Source organism: Planktotalea sp. (assembly GCF_965659345.1).
GTDB lineage: Bacteria > Pseudomonadota > Alphaproteobacteria > Rhodobacterales > Rhodobacteraceae > Planktotalea.
The window spans coordinates 67,051-85,845 of the sequence record NZ_CBFHVK010000015.1 but is presented as its reverse complement, the minus strand read 5'-3'; the positions used below and the strand labels follow the sequence as shown (position 1 = coordinate 85,845).

The following is an 18,795-nucleotide window of genomic DNA, read 5'->3' as shown; positions in this document are numbered from 1 at the left end:
AAGTACCGTGGCTGTAGGCTAAATCCGTCTGGGGTAAGGGGGAGATCGGCCTCAGACCGATTTGTGCAACAAAGCCCCGAACAGACCGAATTTGTCGCGCTGGATGAAACACCGATCTATCGTCATGGCCAAGAGGGTTTGAGGATTACGCTGCGCACCACACCTGGCGGTTCGCTGACGGATCACAGCCCAATTACCTTTCGTGGCATTGAAGTTGGCCGTACCGGCAAAGCCCGTATTTCACTGCAAGGCACCTTCGCGATTGCCGAAGCAATTATTTATGATCCCTACAGCCGCCTGATTTCACCGACGACACGGTTCTGGGACACCTCTGGCTTTACGTTTAAAGTGGGGGCAGGGGGCGCTGAAATTAACTTTTCGTCCATCGCCACGTTGCTTGGCGGTGGGCTTACCTTTGATACGTTTGTCACAGGCGATGACCCTGTGAGCGACGGCAGCGAATTTGACGTTTATGTGGATGAAAACACGGCGCGCAACAGCATTTTTGCTGCCTCGGAAGTTAAACCACTCGAGATGCGCGTTGTATTTGATGAGAACGTGTCCGGCCTCGCGGTGGACGCGCCTGTCGAGTTAAGTGGCTTGCGTATCGGCAAAGTACAAAGCCTGTCTGGCGTCGTTGAAACCGATGCGTTTGGAGAGCGACGGATAAAATTGAATGCGGTGCTTGCGATCCAACCCGCGCGTCTTGGTTTGCAAGACGATGTCACGGCCGAAGCGGCGCTCGAATTTCTTACGACACGGGTTAACGAAGGTCTGCGAGCGCGTTTGGCTTCGGCTGGTTTATTGGTCGGTGGGTTAAAAATAGAGCTGGTTCAAGATGACGATGCACCGAGTTACATCGTCCAAACCGGCGAAGGGATCATCCCGATCATTCCGTCAACGGAAAGCTTGATTTCAGATGCCTCTGCCACAGTCGAAGGCGTGATCGCGCGTGTGAATAACCTTCCCATCGAAGAGTTGATGGAAAGCGCGATACAGCTCTTTTACAGCGCAGAGGTTTTGATTTCAGACGAAGATTTGCGTGAGACACCGCAAGACATGCGTGCTTTGTTAGGCGACGTGCGCGGCATCGTGGCATCCAAAGATATGCAAGCAATCCCCAACTCGCTCAACAGCGCGATCACACGTTTCGAAGGGCTGTTACAACAGCTCGAAACTGATCAGCTTGTGACCAAATTAGGTGACGCGATAGATGCGGCGGCGCGGGCAGCACAGGGTGTAAACACGTCTGTTGAAGGCGTGCCGGATCTTTTGGCTGAGATCCAAGAACTGGCCATCAGAGCGCAGAGCCTGCCGCTTGAAAACCTTACTAAAGAATTGACCGCGTTGACGGCGTCGGCTGACAATATTTTAAGTACACCTGCCGCTCAGGAATTGCCTGCTGATCTTAGCGCTGCGTTGAATGAAATTAACGCAACACTGACCGAACTTCGCAATGGTGGGGCCGTTACCAACCTCAATGCAGCGCTTGGTTCAGCGCGCGATGCGGCCAATGCCGTCGCGACCTCAACTCAGGATTTGCCCGCATTGGTTGGGCGTGTCAGCGCAGTTTTGAGCCAAGCAAGCACGACGATTGCAGGCTACAACAAAGGCGATGTAATCAGCCGTGAGACCCAAGCGGCCTTACGCGACATTTCCAAAGCGGCTGCCGCGATTACATCGCTTGCCAGAATGCTTGAGCGTAATCCAAGCGCGCTTATTAGGGGACGTTAAAGATGACATTTTTCAAAGCAACACTGGCCTGCACTGCATTGGCGCTTGCGGCTTGCGGCAGCAACCCTGATCGCTACACTGTTGTCGCCCCTGAAATCACGCAAAAGCAACGCATCGCGTTTGCGTCAGTTGAAGTCAAAGATGTCTCGCTTCCGTCCTATGCCGCGGCTGACGAAATCGCCGTTCAAGACAGTGATGGAAAATTGATCACCAACAAAGACCAGCTTTGGGCGGATAATCCAGAGCGCGCCATTGCCTTGGAGCTAGCGCGCAATTTGGCGAAACTTTCGGGTGCCAAAGTTGCGTCGGAACCTTGGCCGTTTGAATCCTTCCCTGATGCCCGCCTTGAAGTGCGTTTTGAGAATTTGGTGGCTCAATCTGATGGAAAATTTCGTGCAACAGGGCAGTATTTCGTGGGCGCTGCAACGGATGGGCGCGAGCGTGCTGATACCTTCGACATCGTGTCCCCATATGACGTGGACGCGGGCCCCCAAGCGATCGCGCAGGTGCGCGGCACGATCATAGGCGATCTGGCAGTGCTCATCGCGCGCAGCGGACTTCGTTAAACTTAATTTTTCGTCGTCAAACCTGCTTCATATATCCCGACTGATCTCTTGCGATGTAGAGCCCAGCGATGATCAGCACAAAAGCAACCTTCATAGAGTTGGTGATAAGATCACCCAGAAGCAGCACGCCAAAAGCATTGGACAGCACGATGCCGAAATAGGCATTCGGTGCCAGAAAGACTGGCCCCTTGCGACGGATAAGATAGAAGCGGATACAAAAGGCGATTGCGGTCGATAGTATCGAGACCCCTAACAGACCAAGCCATGGGCGTAACGTCGGTAGATTCCCGTCAAACACTGATACAAATGGCCAGATCCCAAATATCGACGCAACCAAAGCACTGGCGCTGATCATTGAGATGGTATTTACCTTTGGCATAACGCGCATGAGAATGGCGGCTGTCGCAAGGCAGAAGACTGCGCCAATGGTTGCCAACATCGGGATAGCTGCGTTCGGTCCTGTTTCCCCGATCCATGACATTGGTTCAGTAATGATGAGCAGGCCCAACAAGCCAATCATCAAACCGATCAGTTTTTTGCGCGAAATCTGGACCTTTAAAAAGAGTGCGGAAAGCCCAATCGTGATCAAAGGGGTTAGCGTATACATGGAGCCGACCAAGTTAGATGGCAGGCTTTGCAAGCCATAAGTGGTTAACCCAATTGGCAAAACGAAACTGACCAGTCCCAAGTAGCCGGCCCATTTCCAAAACCAGAATTTGGCGATCAACCCATCACCAAAAATGTAGGCGACCGGTATCAAGAACGCAGCGCCTATCACCAAGCGCCCACCCGCGGCTTGTTCGAGCGTAAACCCTTCAAGTGAAAATTTGACGAACACGAAAGACATGCTCATGCAAACAGTCATGATGCCAAACGCGACCCATGCAGCGTAGTCAGGGCTCTGGTCTGATTGAGTTTTGCTGAAGTGGTTCAAAGCGTCTGCCTAAAATGGTTTAAACGTTCATAGCGGTTTGCCAAAAGATTGGTAGAGCTTTGAGAGGTGCATTTGATCTAGCGAAAAGAACTTCGAGACGGACAATAGACACGAAATGTGAGGGAACTATATCTGTGTGAAGACCAAGTTCGCAATGAGGATGATCCATCATCATGAAACGCCGCCAGCTTTTGAAATCACAAAAAACCGTCTCGGAAATTGGCTTGGGCTGCATGAGCTTTGCTGGATTTTACGGGCCCACGAGCGTCGAGGATGCCCATGAAACGCTTTCACGCGCCTGCGATCTTGGGATTGATTTTTTGGATACTGCGAATGTCTACGGTCTTGGCGCATCCGAAGAGATCATTGGAACCTTTTTAAAAGAGAACCCAACGAAATTTACGATAGCCAGCAAAGCGGGAATTTGGCGTGACAAGACCCATGGAAATCGTGGCTTCAACAACAAGCCAGAGTACTTGCGCGCTGAACTAGAAGGATCCTTGCAAAGGTTGGGCATTGATCATGTTGATCTATATTATGTGCATCGACGTGATCATGATCTTGAGATCGAAGAGGTGATGGAAACGATGCTGACTTTCAAGTCCGAGGGTAAGATTGGAGGCATCGGGTTTTCAGAAATTTCGCCGGCCTCGTTACGTCGAGCCAGTGATGTTGGTCCTGTTGATGCGGTGCAAAGCGAATACTCTTTGTGGACCCGACAGCCTGATCTTGGATTGCTCAATACCTGTGTAGAACTCGACGTTGCCTTAGTGCCTTATGCACCTTTGGGGCGGGGGATATTTGCGGATAAGCCGCTCGATCCAACCACCTTTGGTGATACTGATTTCAGAAAACGGAACCCGCGCTTTACTGGTGCAAATTTTGTGCACAACATGCAACGGGTTGAACGTTTCAAGTCGTTGGCCGCTGACATCGGCATATCATCCACGGCTCTAGCCCTTGCGTGGTGCCTTGCGCGCGCTGGCAGGATCATTCCAATCCCGGGGACCCGAACGGCTGAACATTTGGCTCAATGCGCCAGTGCGAGCGCTTTTACTATGACTGACGATATCATGTCAGAGCTTGAGCGTTTGCTGCCAGTAGGTTGGGCACATGGAGATCGGTATTCTCAGGCCCAGTGGAATGGGCCTGAGGGGTATTGCTAACCTTCAGTCGAGGCCTTTGACAGCGATCTGAGCGTCCGCTGGTGGCGCAAGGAACTTTTGCACGAAATACAGGCCTGCGAAAAGTGCGAGCCCGATCACGTCCGTGACCAACCCGCCGGAGATCATGAACAATGCGGCGAGCACGATGCCAAAGCGCATGAACCATGCGGCACGTGCCCCGAAGAACCAGCCTTGGACACCTGCGGACAACAAGAAGACGCCGAAGATGGCTGTTGCTGCCGCTTTCAGGACGATGAACCATTCCCCCTGCATCAGGATCGCTGAGCTGTAAAAGAACATGAATGGAACGATGAATGCCGCAATGCCGATCTTGAAGCTCGCCATCGATGTCTCCATCGGGTTGGAGCCAGAGATACCTGCGGCCGCATAACTTGCCAGTGCTACCGGCGGCGTAATGGCGGATAGCACCGCGAAGTAGAACACAAAGAAATGTGCCGTCAGTGTTGGAATGCCAAGTTGCACGAGGCCCGGCGCGACGACAGACGCCGCAACTGCATACGCGGCTGTTGTTGGCATGCCCATGCCTAGCAATATCGCGATACACATCGCAAAGAACAACGCCAGAAGTTGGCTTACACCCGCAAGGTCAAGCAGCAGTGACGAGAAGCGTGCGCCAACACCGGTCAAAGAAATGACACCGACGATGATACCTGCACAGGCGCAAACGGCGATGATCTGGATCGACATGACACCGGCAAGTTCAAACGCTTTGGCAATCGAACGCAGTCCCATAGGGCTTGCACCCAAAGGCGACCAGCCAAACAAGCGCGTGAAGATTGGGGGCAGCCATGACACAACAGCGGCTGCCATCGTGGCAAGTGTGCCCGCGCGAATAACGGAATACCCCATAAAGAGCGCAGCGATGAGAATGATGATCGGGATAAACAAATAGACTTGTTTGACCAGCTTATTGAACTTGGGCAATTCGTCTTCGCGCATTCCGCGCATGCCGAGTTTTGCCGCTTCAAAATCCACCATGAAGTAGATCGAAACGAAATAAAGAACCGCAGGAATGATCGCGGCGATTGCGATATCTTGATAAGGAATGCCCGTGACTTCAGCCATGATGAAGGCTCCGGCACCCATGATCGGCGGCATGATTTGTCCACCCGTGGAGGCTGCAGCCTCAATCGCGCCAGCGGTCTTTTTGTGATATCCAACCTTTTTCATCAAGGGGATCGTCAGGGATCCTGTCGCAACTACGTTGCCGGCTGACGTGCCGTTGATCATACCCATCAAGCCAGATGCAAAGATCGCCACCTTGGCGGGGCCGCCACGTGCGCGACCCGCTGCTGCGAAGGCAAAGTTCACGAAATAGTCGCCCACTTTGGACGCCTGCAGAAAGGCAGCAAATATGATGAACAAGATAATGTAAGTTGATGAAACGGCTGTCGTTGGCCCTAAAATGCCAGCATCTGAGTAAACGTGTCCAAAGAAGCGCTGCCAGCTATAGGCTTTGGTCACGGCCAGAATACCGGGCAACAAATGCGCGGTGAATGTATAAAGCAGGAAAACCCCTGTGATGATCACAAGGGCAAGGCCCGCAACGCGACGTGTCAGCTCCATGATCAAGGCTGCTCCGGCAGTCGCCGCGAAGGCAACACCAATGGGAACGAACGTTGTGCCGACAGAGTTGCGCGCAGCTGTTCCGTAGATCGAGACAAAATAGATCGCGACAACGATCGCGCAAAGCGCAAGGACGATATCACCAACCACGAAACTTGCGCGGCTGCTCCGTTCAAACCACCCCAATACAATTGCGCCAAAAGAGGCGATCAATAGGGGTGTCCCGAACCATGTAACCTCAGTCTGATAGATCTCTGTTCCAGGAAAAGCTGCCCAAGTGGTCAGCCCACCCATTTCTGGCAAAGTGCCTGAATTGATAAGGTTGAAAAAGCTGATGGCCGTTGCGCCCGCGATAAAGGTGGGAACCAACAATATCACACCGAGCAGTGAAAAAAGCTTCGATCGCGCGACTGCGTCATCAGAGCGCGAAAAACTGTGCGATGCAAACACGAGGAAACCAAGCGCGAGAGCACCTGCGATGTGAATGATGCGGAAATTCCAAGTCTCAAGCGGGAATTGCGGCAGAAAAGGCAAATCAATACCTGTCATGCCAGACAGGGAAACGCCGTTAAGTGCCAGCATATGGAAGGCCGCGTAAATCGTTGCGCAGCTTGCAATGATCAGACCGAACCGACCCTCAAACAGGCGGCGGTTGTGCTCTGCGGGTTCGTCGTCGACACCATCTGCGAGGACGATGTCATCTGTGACGCTAGCTTGAGTGCTGGATTGATCTGTCATTGGAGTCCCCGTCTGAGGCAGTAAGCGGCGTCGCAGTGGGTGACGTGGCACTTAGAAAAAGGGACCTGCGCCCCTTTGAAAGGGCGCAGGTTTTTGAGTGTTGAAAAGTCAGATTTGACTTTCCTCGCGACGTTTAGTTGCCGTGGATCATAGCGGCGTCGATGGACGCACCAGCGTTTTCTGTGAACCACTTAGCCGCACCGGGATGCCAGTTCATCACAGTGTTGCGATCCCAGAACTCTGGCAAAGACGAACGGCCTGCACGGTGTGCCGCAACCAGACGCTCGTTGTCGCCCATTACCGCATCAACAACACCGTACACGAAGCTCTCTGGCAAATCGCAGTTCGCGATTGCAAAGTTCCACATGGAGACCGAGCGTACAGGCTCAGTGATTGTTGTGTAGCTGTCAGCCGCAATATCAAAGTTTGCAACAGGGAAAGCCGCTGCAATTTGCGCTTGCTGCTCTTCTGTGAACTCGATGATGTTGATCTCTGTCTGGACTTCAAGCTGTGAAACCGCAGGAACAGGAACGCCCGCCGCGAACGCGATGACGTCCAACAAGCCGTCCTGAAGCTGGCTACCAAGATCAGACCAACCGCCGTTGCGACGATCAAACTCTACGCCAAGCTCTTCCATCATGCGTGGGAAGTACGTGTCAGATGTGGATCCAGCCGGACCAAATCCAATTGCTGCACCAGCAGGGATATCAGCAATAGATGTGATGCCAGAGGACGCCAATGTCGTGACAGAGAAAGGTGTCTGGTACATTGGGAACATCGCACAAGCGTTGGTCATTGGAAGACCTGGCGCGATTGGGTTGTTGCCGGCAATGGATTCAGCCGCTGGACCCATTGTTGTCATTCCAAACGCAAGGTCGCCAGTGTGCACAAGCGCCATGTTTTGCATTGGGCCGCCAGTTACTTCCGCGCCGCCATTTACGCCTAGCGCTGCGGACACGATACCTGCCCAGCCAGAGCCGTAACCAAAATATGTGCCGCCTTGTGAGCCGGTTCCAACTGTGAAGCTTTCTGGCCAGCCTGTTTTGTCAGCATGGCCATCTGCAATCGCAGCCGTGCCCGAAATCGCAACTGTCGCCGCAAGAGCGGTCATCTTTGTAAATAGTGTCATTGTGTTCAGTCCTCCCTGAAGTGTATCCGGTATTAGCGCATGATCATATCCTCTAACGCTCATCGCGCCAATGCGGAACTCTGAGGGTAGATGCAAAATGCTCTTACTCAAGGTTTGAGTCGCATTTTAGGATGTTATATGGATTATATAAATTTTTGATTTAATCACGTTAGGCTGTTTTCGAGAGTGTTTCGGAATGATCGTCCAACACCTCGAGGAACGCATCTCGCGCAGAATGGCGCGTATCGCGCAGCCAAACGGCGGCAAGTTTTAAGGCATTCTTGCACGGTGTGTCCGGCGCTGCGAGATCAACAAATGATACGCCGCCAATGCCCAGCCGCGACGCCCATTTTGGAACAATAGCCAGGCCGACGCCGGTACTGACTAGGCTGACGATGGTCTGTTTTTCGTCAGCGATTTGGGCAACGCGCGCGGTCAAGCCCGCCTCAATGAAGAGCTTGATGGTCAGATCATGGCTGTGGGGGCGGGATGCTCTGTCGGGAACAATAAGCGGCTCATCGATCATATCGTGAACCGAAACAACCTCATTGGATGCAAGGCGATGCGTGTCGGGGATCGCCACAACAATAGTTTCTGAGAACAAAGGGCGAAATTCCAAGCGCGGATCCCATACCTCAGGCGGGCGCACAATCGCGATGTCCAGCCGTCCTGTCAAAACACGGGGCAGCAGACGGATGGTTTTTTGTTCTAACATGTCCACGGCGATATCAGGGTGCTGTGCGGTCAAGTGCGGTAGCACCTGAGGCATTAAGCCCGCGGCGGCACTGTCAATGACACCCACGCGCAGGACTTCGCTTTGCAGTTTTTGCCGTGCGCGGAAAGTCGTCTCTAACTGATCAATACGGTCGATGATGTCCTTGGCGGCTACAACAAAGTCCTCACCCGCTTCGGTCAACGCGACACTGCGGGTCGTGCGCAACAAGAGCCGCACTCCAAGGCTTTCTTCCATTAATTTGATATGACGCCCCAAAGACGCCGGCAGCATATTCAGCCCTTGGGCTGCACGCCCAAAATGCAATGTATCCGCAACCGCAAGAAGGCATCTGATTTGCTGGATTTCCATTGACGCCCCATTGTTCAAATTTTCTATATAATAATAACCGGTTGTGATTGGGTGATCAAGTCGCAGATAAGCTAGGTTGCTTCACCGCATTTGCTTGCTCCTATGCGCGACTATAAACAACCGAGGGCCATTATGAAAACTTACAAAATCGCAGCCATTCCAGCAGACGGCATCGGCCCCGAAGTGATTGATGCAGGCACGCGTGTGCTAAGCGCGTTGGCGGATCATCTGGGTGGCATGTCGTTTGACGTGACGACATTCGACTGGGGATCTGACTACTATAAAACCCATGGTACAATGATGCCCGAAGACGGGCTTGAGCAGTTAAAGCCCTTTGACGCCATATACTTCGGGGCTGTGGGCGCGCCTGATGTGCCTGATCATATTACGCTTTGGGGCCTACGTTTGCCCATTTGCCAAGGCTTCGATCAATACGCCAATGTCCGTCCGACGCGCATAATGCCTGGCGTGAAAGCGCCCCTTCGCGACGTTGGGGTTGGTGATTTGGACTGGGTGATTGTACGTGAGAATTCCGAAGGCGAGTATTCGGGTAACGGCGGTCGCACGCACAAAGGTTTGCCCGAAGAAGTTGCGACGGAAGTGTCCATTTTTACACGCGTCGGTGTCACGCGCATAATGCGGTTTGCGTTCTCGCTTGCCCAATCCCGGCCACGCAAACTCTTAACTGTTGTGACAAAATCAAATGCGCAACGCTATGGCATGGTGATGTGGGACGAAATCGCCGCAGAAGTTGCTCTCGAATTTCCAGATGTGACATGGGACAAAATGCTAGTAGATGCGATGACCGTTCGCATGACCCTTAATCCGCAAAGTCTTGATACAATTGTCGCCACCAACCTTCATGCAGACATCTTGTCTGATCTTGCGGGTGCATTGGCAGGCAGCCTTGGCGTTGCGCCGACAGCGAATATTGACCCTGAGCGCCGTTTCCCGTCGATGTTCGAACCCATCCATGGGTCGGCCTTCGATATCACGGGCAAGGGTATCGCAAATCCAGTCGCAACATTTTGGACCGCTGCGCAGATGTTAGAACACATCGGAGAGCATGCAGCGGCAGAGCATCTTATGAACGCTGTGGACCGCGTTTGCGAAGCCGGTATCTTAACGCCAGATGTCGGAGGCACGGCCACGACCAAGGACGTGACCAATGCGGTTATTGAGGCAGTTAAAGGCCGCAATGCGCTGACGTAAGTATGTTCCGGCAACAAAAATTCGCCGTCTCTTCACGTTGATCCAGTTGGTAAGCATCGACACTCAAACTGCGTGATAGGGTGCGATGACCTGCTCAACAATCCGCTTGGCGATCCAGAAACGAGATGAGATAAGCAGCGCTAGGATAGAGGAAAAGCGCATGACAAAGACACCCAGAGTTTTGATTTCAGGCGGTGGCATCGGTGGGCTCGCGCTCGGTTTGACACTGCATCAAATCGGTGTGGACTGTGTGGTGTTTGAAAGCGTGCGTAACCTAAAGCCTTTGGGCGTTGGCATCAATTTGCAGCCCAATGCCGTGCGCGAACTTTTTGATCTTGGCTTTACAGAAAGCGATATGGACCAATTCGCGGTTTCTTCTCAAGAATTTGCGCTGGTCGGCCTGAAAGGCCAAGAGATTTATTCGGAACCTCGCGGTGTGTCCGCCGGCTATAAATGGCCCCAATATGCAGCGCACCGCGGTGAGTTTCACATGGCCCTGTACCGCAAATTCATTGAACTTGCGGGGCCTGATGCTGTTCGTACGGGCCACCGTGCGAAAAGCTATGAACACAACGCAGACGGCACTGTAACTCTGCACATGGATACCGAAGCCGGAGCGGTAAGCGAAACGGGCACTTTGTTAATTGGCGCGGACGGTATTCATTCGGCGATCCGTGCGCAGATGCATCCTGACCAGCCACCAATTCATTGGGGCGGTGCAGTGATGTGGCGCGGCACGACGCTGGCAAAACCTGTTCGCACAGGCTCGTCGTTCGTTGGCCTTGGGACGCACGAAAAACGTATGGTGGTTTATCCGATCAGCCCGATTGATCCGAAAACCGGCTTGGCTTTGGTCAATTGGATCGCCGAAGTGACTTATGAAGATGCGTCCGAGCACGCAAATGTCGGTTGGTTCAAGCAGGTGCCAATCGATGACTTTTTCCATCATTTCGAAGATTGGACCTACGACTGGCTTAATGTGCCCGAATTGATCCGTTCCTCTGACATGGCGTTTGAAAACCCGATGATTGATCGTGATCCTGTTGATACATGGCTCGATGGCCCTGTGGCGCTTATGGGGGACGCTGCGCATGCTATGTATCCGACTGGATCAAACGGAGCGAGCCAAGCCGTCATTGACGCACGTGTTCTGGGGGCAAAATTCTTGGAGCACGGGGTGAATGAAGCCGCCTTGCAGGCTTACAATGATCAGCTGTGTGGGCCGATTTCCGCATTGGTCTTGCGCAATCGCGGGGCAGGGCCATTTGGGTTACTTAATATGGTCAATGATCGCTGCGGGGGTGAGTTTGCTTCTATCGATGACGTCATTCCAGAAGCGGAACGCGTGGACTTTATGGCCAAATATCAATCTGCTGCGGGTTTCGCGCGGGATGAATTGAATGTGGCGGAGCCAACAATCGCGACGGGTCGCAAAATGGCGTCTTAGGCCAATATAAGTCGGTCCAACGCAGTAGAGCCAACGCTGTCTAAAGCGACAACGTCAGCTCGAAACCCCTCAAGCCGCGCGGCACGTGCTTGCTTGAGGGCCTATGCTTCGAGACTGTTGGGTATTATTCCAGCGGAAGGCCAACATAGTTTTCCGCAATCGCACGGGATGCAGTTTCAGAACTTTGAATGTCATCAAAACTTGCGCGCTGCATGCGCTTTTCAAAACCGGTGTTCTCGGGGAACTGGTGCATCATCGTTGAGAGCTGCCAAGAAAAGCGTTCAACCTTCCAGACCCGTTTCAAAACGGTTTCGGAATAGGTATCGATGTAGTGATCATTTGCGTCGCGGTAATGTGCAATCAAAGCACGCGAGAGCAAACGTACATCTGCTACCGCTAGGTTCAAACCTTTGGCACCTGTTGGCGGCACGATATGTGCTGCATCGCCAGCAAGGAACATGTTGCCATAGCGCATAGGTTCGGCAACGAACGAGCGCAGCGGTGCGATAGATTTCTCAAAAGACGCGCCAGTTTCCAGATTTGCAGCTGCGTCTGGACCAAGGCGGATTGCAAGTTCCTCCCAAAAGCGGTCATCTGACCAACTGGCCAGATCGTCATTTACATCGCATTGGACATAATAGCGGCTGCGTGTCTCTGAGCGCATGGAGGCAAGTGCGAAGCCGCGTTCGTGGTTGGCATAGATCAATTCGTGACTCACCGGCGGCTTGTCGACCATGATGCCGAGCCAGCCAAAAGGATAGACCCGTTCAAAGGTTTGCAGCACGTCCTTAGGGATCGCTTGGCGTGACGCACCGTGAAAGCCGTCGCAACCAGCGATGTAGTCGCACTCAATCACCTGTTGCTCGCCTTCGTGGGTGAAGTGCACACTGGGTGTTGCGGACTTCAAGTCGGTCGGTTTCACGTTGTCGACGTTGAAATAGAAAACCTGTCCAGCTGCTTCGCGTTTGTTGAAAAGGTCTTTGGTCACCTCAGTCTGGCCATAGACCATGACAGACTTGCCTGTCAGCGCCTTGATATCAATTCTGTGCCTGTCACCGTCAAAGGCCAACTCGAAGCCGTCATGTGGCAACCCTTCGCGGTGCAGTCGGTCGGCGGCACCTGCTTCTTCAAGGGCTGCGACTGTACCTTGCTCCAAGACGCCAGCACGAATGCGGCCTTCAATGTAGGAGCGGTCTTGGCGATCAAGAAGAACGCTGTCGATGCCAGCATTTGCTAGCATTTGCGACAATAACAAACCGCTTGGCCCAGAGCCAATAATGCAAACTTGTGTTTTTACAGTTCCGGCCATTGTGCGTCCCTTTTGTGTTGAGTGATCTGTTGTGAACCCATTGTGCGTCGCGTTGGATCATTGCACTATGTCGTAACTACAGGGGCGAAATAGCCCATTTTTATGGACAGATGAATCAAGTTTTAGTACTTTTCGATCAGCGCGGCGGTACGTAACACCAAACATGCGTGCATGATAGGTGCGCCTTAGGCCAAACTGGAGCATGGTTTCGTGACAGTGAAAAAAACGGTTTCAAAAGTCGGCGCGGTTCCGAGTTATGGCTTGTATGGTGAACTGCTGTCCGGTGACTATCGCGATCCCGTTCATCACGAGACAATCCGGGAACGAAGCAGCCGACATAACTGGACCATCCGCCTGCACCGGCATCGCGGACTTGCCCAGATATTTCTGCTGAGAGCAGGCAAAGTTTCGTATCGAATTGAAGATAGCACTTTTACCAACGATCAACCCTGTGTGTTATTCATCCCTCCCGGAATTGCTCATGGGTTCCGCTTTGACGAGAATGTCGAGGGTGATGTCCTGAGCCTGCGGGTGAATGATCTGTGGGCTGATGCCAAGACAGCGCTAGAGCAGGCTGAGTTTTCAACCGTTGCTTTGCTCGCTCAGGGCAGGTGTGAGAACCTTGAGTATATTGATGCTGCTTTCGCGCAGTTGGGCCCAATCTATCACGGCATGAAGCGCGAGCGCGACGCGATTCTTCAGGCGCTTGTGCGACTGATTTTGACGTACATCGCCGGGGACGTGGGGCGTACGCAATCAAACAGCATGGCCCACGTTTCAGAAAGCGTATCACGCCATGAAAAACAGGCTGAGGCATTTTGCACCCTTCTGGAATCAAGGTTCAGCAAAGATCTTTTGGTCAACGACTATGCGAAGGAAATTGGCGTGTCCGCACCCCATCTTACCCGCGTTTGCAAGCAGGTGCTTGGATCAGCACCAAACGCACTGATCCGACAGCGACGGATTCTGGAGGCAAGCCGATTGCTTGAATATACGCGTTTGCCTGTCTCCGAGGTATCGCACCGTTCAGGTTTCAAAGACCCGTCGTTTTTTACGCGCACGTTCCGAAGCGCTTATGGCATTCCGCCCAAGACGTATCGCGCAACAAAGGACGGTGAAGGCCTGTCGCGTTCACCTTGATCCTTTTTGTCGCTCTCAAGATCTTGAAGGTCTAAACGACGACGTTCACCACCGCTTGCTCACGCCCATCGATCAATTCAAAAGCCATCGAAACTGCATTTGCATCGCTTTCTGACAAGCGATTGAAGATGCGGTCGCGGCGGTTGGCAGAGTGGCCTGCAATATAGAATTGGCTTGTCAGCACTTCGCGATCGCTTTCGCTTGGTCCCTGAAAGACTTTCACATGGATATGCGGTGTACGGCCTGGGTAGGTTACAGGTTTGATAGTTCGGAATTCATAAGATCCGTCCGCATCCGTGATGTCATGGCCAAACCCTTGGAACGAAGGGTCAAATTCGATGGCCTGACGATCACCGCTGTGCAGGTATTTGCCGTTGAGATCACATTGCCAGATTTCAATCCGGTGCTCAGCCAAAGGCGTGCCATCAGTGTTGGTGATACGCCCTTTGAGCGTGACAACTTCGCCACCAGCCTCTTGCACAGAACCAATGATTTTCACCAGATCATTGTCAACATCGGCGCGACGCATGGCTGGGCTAGGATAGAAGGGCCCCTCCGTCGCAGGGGGTGTTAGCTCATTCGCCAAAGCCGGTTTTGCAAAGGCTGTCAAACCAAATGCACCAAGAGCGCGGGCGATAAAATTGCGACGAGAATGATCGGATGTTGGCACTTCAGAAATCTCCGTTTGTGTTTCTTTGAATGATACGGACGGAACGCGGTTTTCCGGCGCAAAAAAAATCAAATGTTCGTGGAGGTAGGTAAGAGTGTGATTTATCAAGTCAATTTGTAGCAATTTGGGTCGGCTGAGTTTGGCCTGTTTCATCGTCTAGCACGGCGGCATGATGCCGCCGCGAAGGTCACAAGTAAGTTGCTAAATCGGGAAGACTTCAGTTTAGCGCAAGCAAACTGATCAGCTTTCGGAAACACCCAGAAGACGCATCGCATTTTCTTTCAGGATCAGCGGTCGAACCTCATCTTTGAAAGGGGCTTCTGCGAAATCTGCAAGCCAGCGATCTGGCGTAATTGCAGGCCAATCAGATCCGAATAACATCTTTTTCTTAAGCATCGAATTTGCGTATTTTATAAAGATTTCTGGGAAGTATTTCGGCGACCAGCCGGACATGTCATAAAACACGTTCGGTTTGTGCAACGCGACTGACAACCCTTCTTCTGTCCATGGGAAAGACGGGTGGGCCATGACGATTTTCATATCTGGAAAGTCTACCGCAACATCATCAAGATGCATCGGGTTTGAGTATTTCAAACGCATGCCCATACCGCCACGCATGCCTGACCCAACACCAGTTTGCCCTGTGTGGAAAAGCGCGATGGCACCTTCTTCTGCGACGGCCTCAAGCAAGGTGTAACATGCGTCGCGGTCGTTCGGGAAAAAGCCCTGCATGGTCGGGTGGAACTTGAAGCCACGCACGCCAAAATCACGCACAAGGCGTTTAACTTCACGCGCTCCGGCTTTGCCTTTGTGAGGATCGATGGATGCGAAGGGGATCAGGATGTCGTCGTTTTCCGCACAGAGTTTTGCGACGTCTTCGTTGGAGTAGCGGTGAAAACCGGTTTCGCGTTCGGCATCAACAGGAAAGATCACAGCAGCGATATTGCGTTCGCGGTAATAGGCTGCGGTTTCGGGAACGGTTGGAAGCATCCCGTCGGCTCCGGCGGGATTGCGGAAATATTTTGCCATGCCTGCTTGGAACTCGTTGTAGCCGTCATCGCGACAGCTGTTGCACGGCTCTTCTGCGTGCGTATGAAAGTCGATTGCTTTGACTTTTGAAAAATCTACCAAGATCTTCACTCCGTTCCTAATTTGGGTGCCGATAGCTAAACAGCCTAGCGATATGCGTGCCGGCAATGATTGGGGTATTTCTTTGTTTTTGCAACGCCTACCTGACGCGCTCAGATCGCAATCGCGTCTGGATCCTCTGAATAAAGCTGTGCAATCAGGTCTTCGTTATTTGCGCGCATGGCCCGCTGGTTCAATGATCCCTTTTCGGTGACTTCGCCCAACTCAAAACTTGGGGCATTTGGCAGTATCATGACCCGCCTGACCTTGCTTGCTGATCCTGTTGCAGCTTTTGCGGCGGATGCCAGTGCTTTGGTTAACGCAGCCCGACGCTCCGCTTCTGGCATGGCTTGTGCTTTATCGGACAGCAGCAGAAGTGCGCCAAGTTGAGGTGCGTTTTCGCCCACAATTACAGCATCACGAACAAGTCCGCCCATCGCATCCACTAGCGCCCCACGAACCGCGCCCACGGCGACCCAAGTGCCTGTGTTGAGCTTAAAGTTCTCTGCGACGCGACCGTCAAAGAAGAAGCCCTTTGAGAAGTCATTTGCGTCTGCGGGGCGCAGCGCATCGCCCATTGCGTAAAAACCTTCCTCATCGAAAGCGTCGGCAGTTTTTTCAGGGTCACCATAATACCCGGGCGTAATGGATGGCCCTTTCAAGCGCAGCTCCATTTTACCGCCTGTCGGGACCAACTTCATAGTAAGCCCTTTAGAGGGCACTCCAATATTGCCAGCCTTGTCCTGAATGTCGGTGCAGGCCAGCGCGAAGGGCGCAGTTTCCGTCGCACCCAGCCCAGTTGCCAGCAGGGTCTCGCGACCGGTTGTTTGAACAGATAATTCACGCAAAGCATCCCAAGTGTGCTGCGCCATGCCAGCACCTGCATAAAACATCATGCCAAGTTTTTTGAAAAACGTCTCGGCCATGGCTTTGTCTGCTTTGAGCGCTTCCACCAACATGTCCCACCCCAAGGGGACGTTGAAATACCAAGTGCACGAAATTTCGCGCAAATTGCGTAGTGTTTCGTCAAAATTGCCAGGAACAGGGCGGCCATCGTCGATGTAGTAAGTCCCGCCATTCGTAAAGACGAGATAGGATACCTTGTTGCCTGCCGCGGTGTGGTTCCAAGGGGCCCAATTGACAACAACCGGCGGAGACTTTTCGAGAAAACGGTAGCAATCGCGGACCATCGCCTCCATCGCACAGATCATTGTGTTTGTGTTGATCACAGCTTTTGGCGCACCCGTGGAGCCGGACGTGAAAAGATATTTCACAACCGTTTCACCGGTTACCGTTGCGCGCGCAGCCTCTGCCAGAGCAGGATCACCTGACAACAAGCTTTCAAATGAAATGGCCCCGTCGCTTTGATTGTGTCGCGTGATGACTCCACGCCCCTCAGCTGCGATTGAGGCGAAGGCAGGCGCAAAAGCCACGCCGTCATCTGCATAAAGTGCACCCGGCTCAAGGGTCGCAGCAATGTCTTTCAATTTGCCATGGTCCTTTGAAACCAAAGAGTAGGCGGGGGACAAAGGTGCGTATGGAATGCCAGTGTAAAAACAAGCCGCGCCAAGCAATGCGTGCTCAAGGCTGTTTTCCGAAAGGATCACTAAAGGACGCTCTGGTCCTAGCCCCATAGCCAACAGCGCGCCGCCAATCGCTTTCGCTTTGATCAGGGCTTCGCCGTAGCTAATTTTGTCCCAACCGCCAGCACTATTGCGCCGCGCAATCCATGTCCGCTCAGGGGCTTCGTTCGCCCACTTGTCCAGATAGTCGGCTAGTGTTGGAAGGTATGCAGGCAATTCACCCTTTTGGCGCATCAGAATTGTGCCATCGTCACGGTGTTGCTCCATGAATTCAGGGCTCCAGAAGTCGGATGTGTTCATTGCGTCTCGCATGATTGGGAGTACTCCTGTTTCAGCGCGGTGCCATGCGGATAGCGCCGTCCAATCTGATCGTTTCGCCGTTCAGCATCTTGTTCTGTGTGATGTGAAATACCGTCTGCGCATATTCTTCAGGGTGTCCAAGGCGGGATGGAAATGGGACTTGCCGCCCAAGGGATTCCTGCACTTCGGGGGGCAGCTCATCAAGCAAGGGTGTCAGGAAAAGGCCCGGCGCGATCGTGTTCACGCGGATGCCCTTATCTGCAAGGTCGCGTGCCATTGGCAATGTCATCGCAACGATACCGCCCTTGGATGCGGAGTAAGCCACTTGTCCAACTTGCCCGTCAAAGGCCGCGACTGAAGCAGTGTTTATGATCACGCCGCGCGCGCCGTCCGCGTCTATTGGGTCGGCGGTGACCATGCGGGCGGCGATCTGACTGGCGCAATTGAATGTGCCCATCAAATTGACGCGCAAGGTGCGTTCAAACAATGCGGGATCATGTGCTGCACCACGGGACACGGTCTTTGCTGCGCCGCCAATTCCGGCACAATTTGCTAAGATGCGTGTCACGCCATTGGCTTTTTCAGCAGCGTCAACACCCTGTGCAACCGATTGAGGGTCAGAGACGTCCACGCGTAGAAATTTGGCCCCAATCTTAGAGGCCAAGGCCTCGCCAGCTTGCTCATTCAGATCGAACAGTGTGACGTCTATGCTGTTCTTTGCCAGCAAGCTTGCTGTAGCTGCTCCCAACCCAGATGCTCCGCCGGTTACGACTGCGCCGCTTCCTGTAAAATCTTGCATAAGCCGCTCCCCAAGTGGTTCCAATGAAAATCAGAAAGCACAGCCTGTGTCGCTGGGTTTCTGAAGAATCTCCCAAGCCATTGCGAAGGTTGTTGTGCCCTTGGTGTCTACAACGCGCCAACGTTGTTTCGCGTAGCGCCAGTATAGGTAGGGCCATAATTTTAGTCCGCTATGCTATACGATCTGGATACCTTACTTTGTTTAATCGGTAAACAGTTTTGTTAATTAGCGATCCTGATTGAACATTCGTTGAACGTGACTTTATGAGA

General features: G+C 52.9%; 15 protein-coding genes. 6 read left to right on the top strand and 9 right to left on the bottom strand.

Going from position 1 to position 18,795, the window contains the following annotated elements; all coding sequences use genetic code 11:
* Both ACTG3Z_RS13250 and ACTG3Z_RS13245 read left to right on the top strand, forming a co-directional pair.
* Positions 1 to 1,734 (top strand): MlaD family protein (locus ACTG3Z_RS13250; RefSeq protein ID WP_439143537.1); only part of this gene is annotated, 1,734 nt, incomplete at its 5' end.
* Between the two features lie 2 nt (positions 1,735 to 1,736).
* A complete protein-coding gene (locus tag ACTG3Z_RS13245) occupies positions 1,737 to 2,300 on the top strand; it encodes a PqiC family protein (protein ID WP_439143536.1) in 564 nt (187 codons plus the stop codon).
* Positions 2,301 to 2,316: 16 nt separating this feature from the next.
* On the opposite strand, the gene ACTG3Z_RS13240 is transcribed toward ACTG3Z_RS13245, so the two are convergent.
* A complete protein-coding gene (locus ACTG3Z_RS13240; RefSeq protein ID WP_439143539.1) occupies positions 2,317 to 3,165 on the bottom strand; it encodes a DMT family transporter in 849 nt (282 codons plus the stop codon).
* Positions 3,166 to 3,407: 242 nt separating this feature from the next.
* On the opposite strand from ACTG3Z_RS13240, the gene ACTG3Z_RS13235 reads away from it, so the two are divergent.
* Positions 3,408 to 4,400, top strand: a complete 993-nt coding sequence (locus ACTG3Z_RS13235) for an aldo/keto reductase (protein ID WP_439143535.1) — start codon at positions 3,408 to 3,410, stop codon at positions 4,398 to 4,400.
* A 3-nt stretch (positions 4,401 to 4,403) separates the two neighbouring features.
* Here the strand turns inward: ACTG3Z_RS13235 and ACTG3Z_RS13230 are convergent, their stop codons facing one another.
* The 3 genes from ACTG3Z_RS13230 to ACTG3Z_RS13220 form a co-directional block, all read right to left on the bottom strand.
* On the bottom strand, positions 4,404 to 6,725 hold the full coding sequence (locus tag ACTG3Z_RS13230) for a TRAP transporter permease (protein ID WP_439143534.1): 2,322 nt from the start codon (positions 6,723 to 6,725) through the stop codon (positions 4,404 to 4,406).
* Positions 6,726 to 6,858: 133 nt separating this feature from the next.
* Positions 6,859 to 7,854, bottom strand: coding sequence for a TAXI family TRAP transporter solute-binding subunit (locus ACTG3Z_RS13225; protein ID WP_439143533.1), 996 nt, complete (start codon positions 7,852 to 7,854; stop codon positions 6,859 to 6,861).
* A 169-nt stretch (positions 7,855 to 8,023) separates the two neighbouring features.
* Positions 8,024 to 8,938: a LysR family transcriptional regulator gene (locus ACTG3Z_RS13220; protein WP_439143532.1), complete on the bottom strand. Its 915-nt coding sequence runs from the start codon at positions 8,936 to 8,938 to the stop codon at positions 8,024 to 8,026.
* Between the two features lie 132 nt (positions 8,939 to 9,070).
* Here ACTG3Z_RS13220 and ACTG3Z_RS13215 point away from each other — a divergent pair, with 132 nt between their 5' ends.
* Positions 9,071 to 10,150, top strand: a complete 1,080-nt coding sequence (locus ACTG3Z_RS13215; RefSeq protein ID WP_439143531.1) for a tartrate dehydrogenase — start codon at positions 9,071 to 9,073, stop codon at positions 10,148 to 10,150.
* A 160-nt stretch (positions 10,151 to 10,310) separates the two neighbouring features.
* On the top strand, positions 10,311 to 11,597 hold the full coding sequence (locus ACTG3Z_RS13210; protein WP_439143530.1) for a flavin-dependent oxidoreductase: 1,287 nt from the start codon (positions 10,311 to 10,313) through the stop codon (positions 11,595 to 11,597).
* A gap of 124 nt (positions 11,598 to 11,721) precedes the next feature.
* Here ACTG3Z_RS13210 and pobA read toward each other — a convergent pair whose 3' ends face one another.
* Entirely contained in the window at positions 11,722 to 12,906 is a 1,185-nt protein-coding gene (gene pobA, locus ACTG3Z_RS13205; protein WP_439143529.1) for a 4-hydroxybenzoate 3-monooxygenase, read from the bottom strand.
* Between the two features lie 210 nt (positions 12,907 to 13,116).
* Between pobA and ACTG3Z_RS13200 the strand changes: the two genes are divergently transcribed.
* Positions 13,117 to 14,046, top strand: a complete 930-nt coding sequence (locus ACTG3Z_RS13200; protein ID WP_439143528.1) for a helix-turn-helix domain-containing protein — start codon at positions 13,117 to 13,119, stop codon at positions 14,044 to 14,046.
* 31 nt (positions 14,047 to 14,077) lie between these two features.
* Here the strand turns inward: ACTG3Z_RS13200 and ACTG3Z_RS13195 are convergent, their stop codons facing one another.
* The 4 genes from ACTG3Z_RS13195 to ACTG3Z_RS13180 all read right to left on the bottom strand — a co-directional run bounded on the left by ACTG3Z_RS13195 (position 14,078) and on the right by ACTG3Z_RS13180 (position 18,526).
* Positions 14,078 to 14,716, bottom strand: coding sequence for a hypothetical protein (locus tag ACTG3Z_RS13195; protein WP_439143527.1), 639 nt, complete (start codon positions 14,714 to 14,716; stop codon positions 14,078 to 14,080).
* Between the two features lie 240 nt (positions 14,717 to 14,956).
* On the bottom strand, positions 14,957 to 15,847 hold the full coding sequence (locus ACTG3Z_RS13190; RefSeq protein ID WP_439143526.1) for an amidohydrolase family protein: 891 nt from the start codon (positions 15,845 to 15,847) through the stop codon (positions 14,957 to 14,959).
* Positions 15,848 to 15,957: 110 nt separating this feature from the next.
* The gene (locus ACTG3Z_RS13185) at positions 15,958 to 17,727 is read right to left on the bottom strand and encodes a feruloyl-CoA synthase (protein ID WP_439143525.1); all 1,770 of its coding nucleotides are present in this window, start codon (positions 17,725 to 17,727) and stop codon (positions 15,958 to 15,960) included.
* Between the two features lie 31 nt (positions 17,728 to 17,758).
* Positions 17,759 to 18,526, bottom strand: coding sequence for an SDR family NAD(P)-dependent oxidoreductase (locus tag ACTG3Z_RS13180; protein ID WP_439143524.1), 768 nt, complete (start codon positions 18,524 to 18,526; stop codon positions 17,759 to 17,761).
* Positions 18,527 to 18,795: the final 269 nt, after the last annotated feature.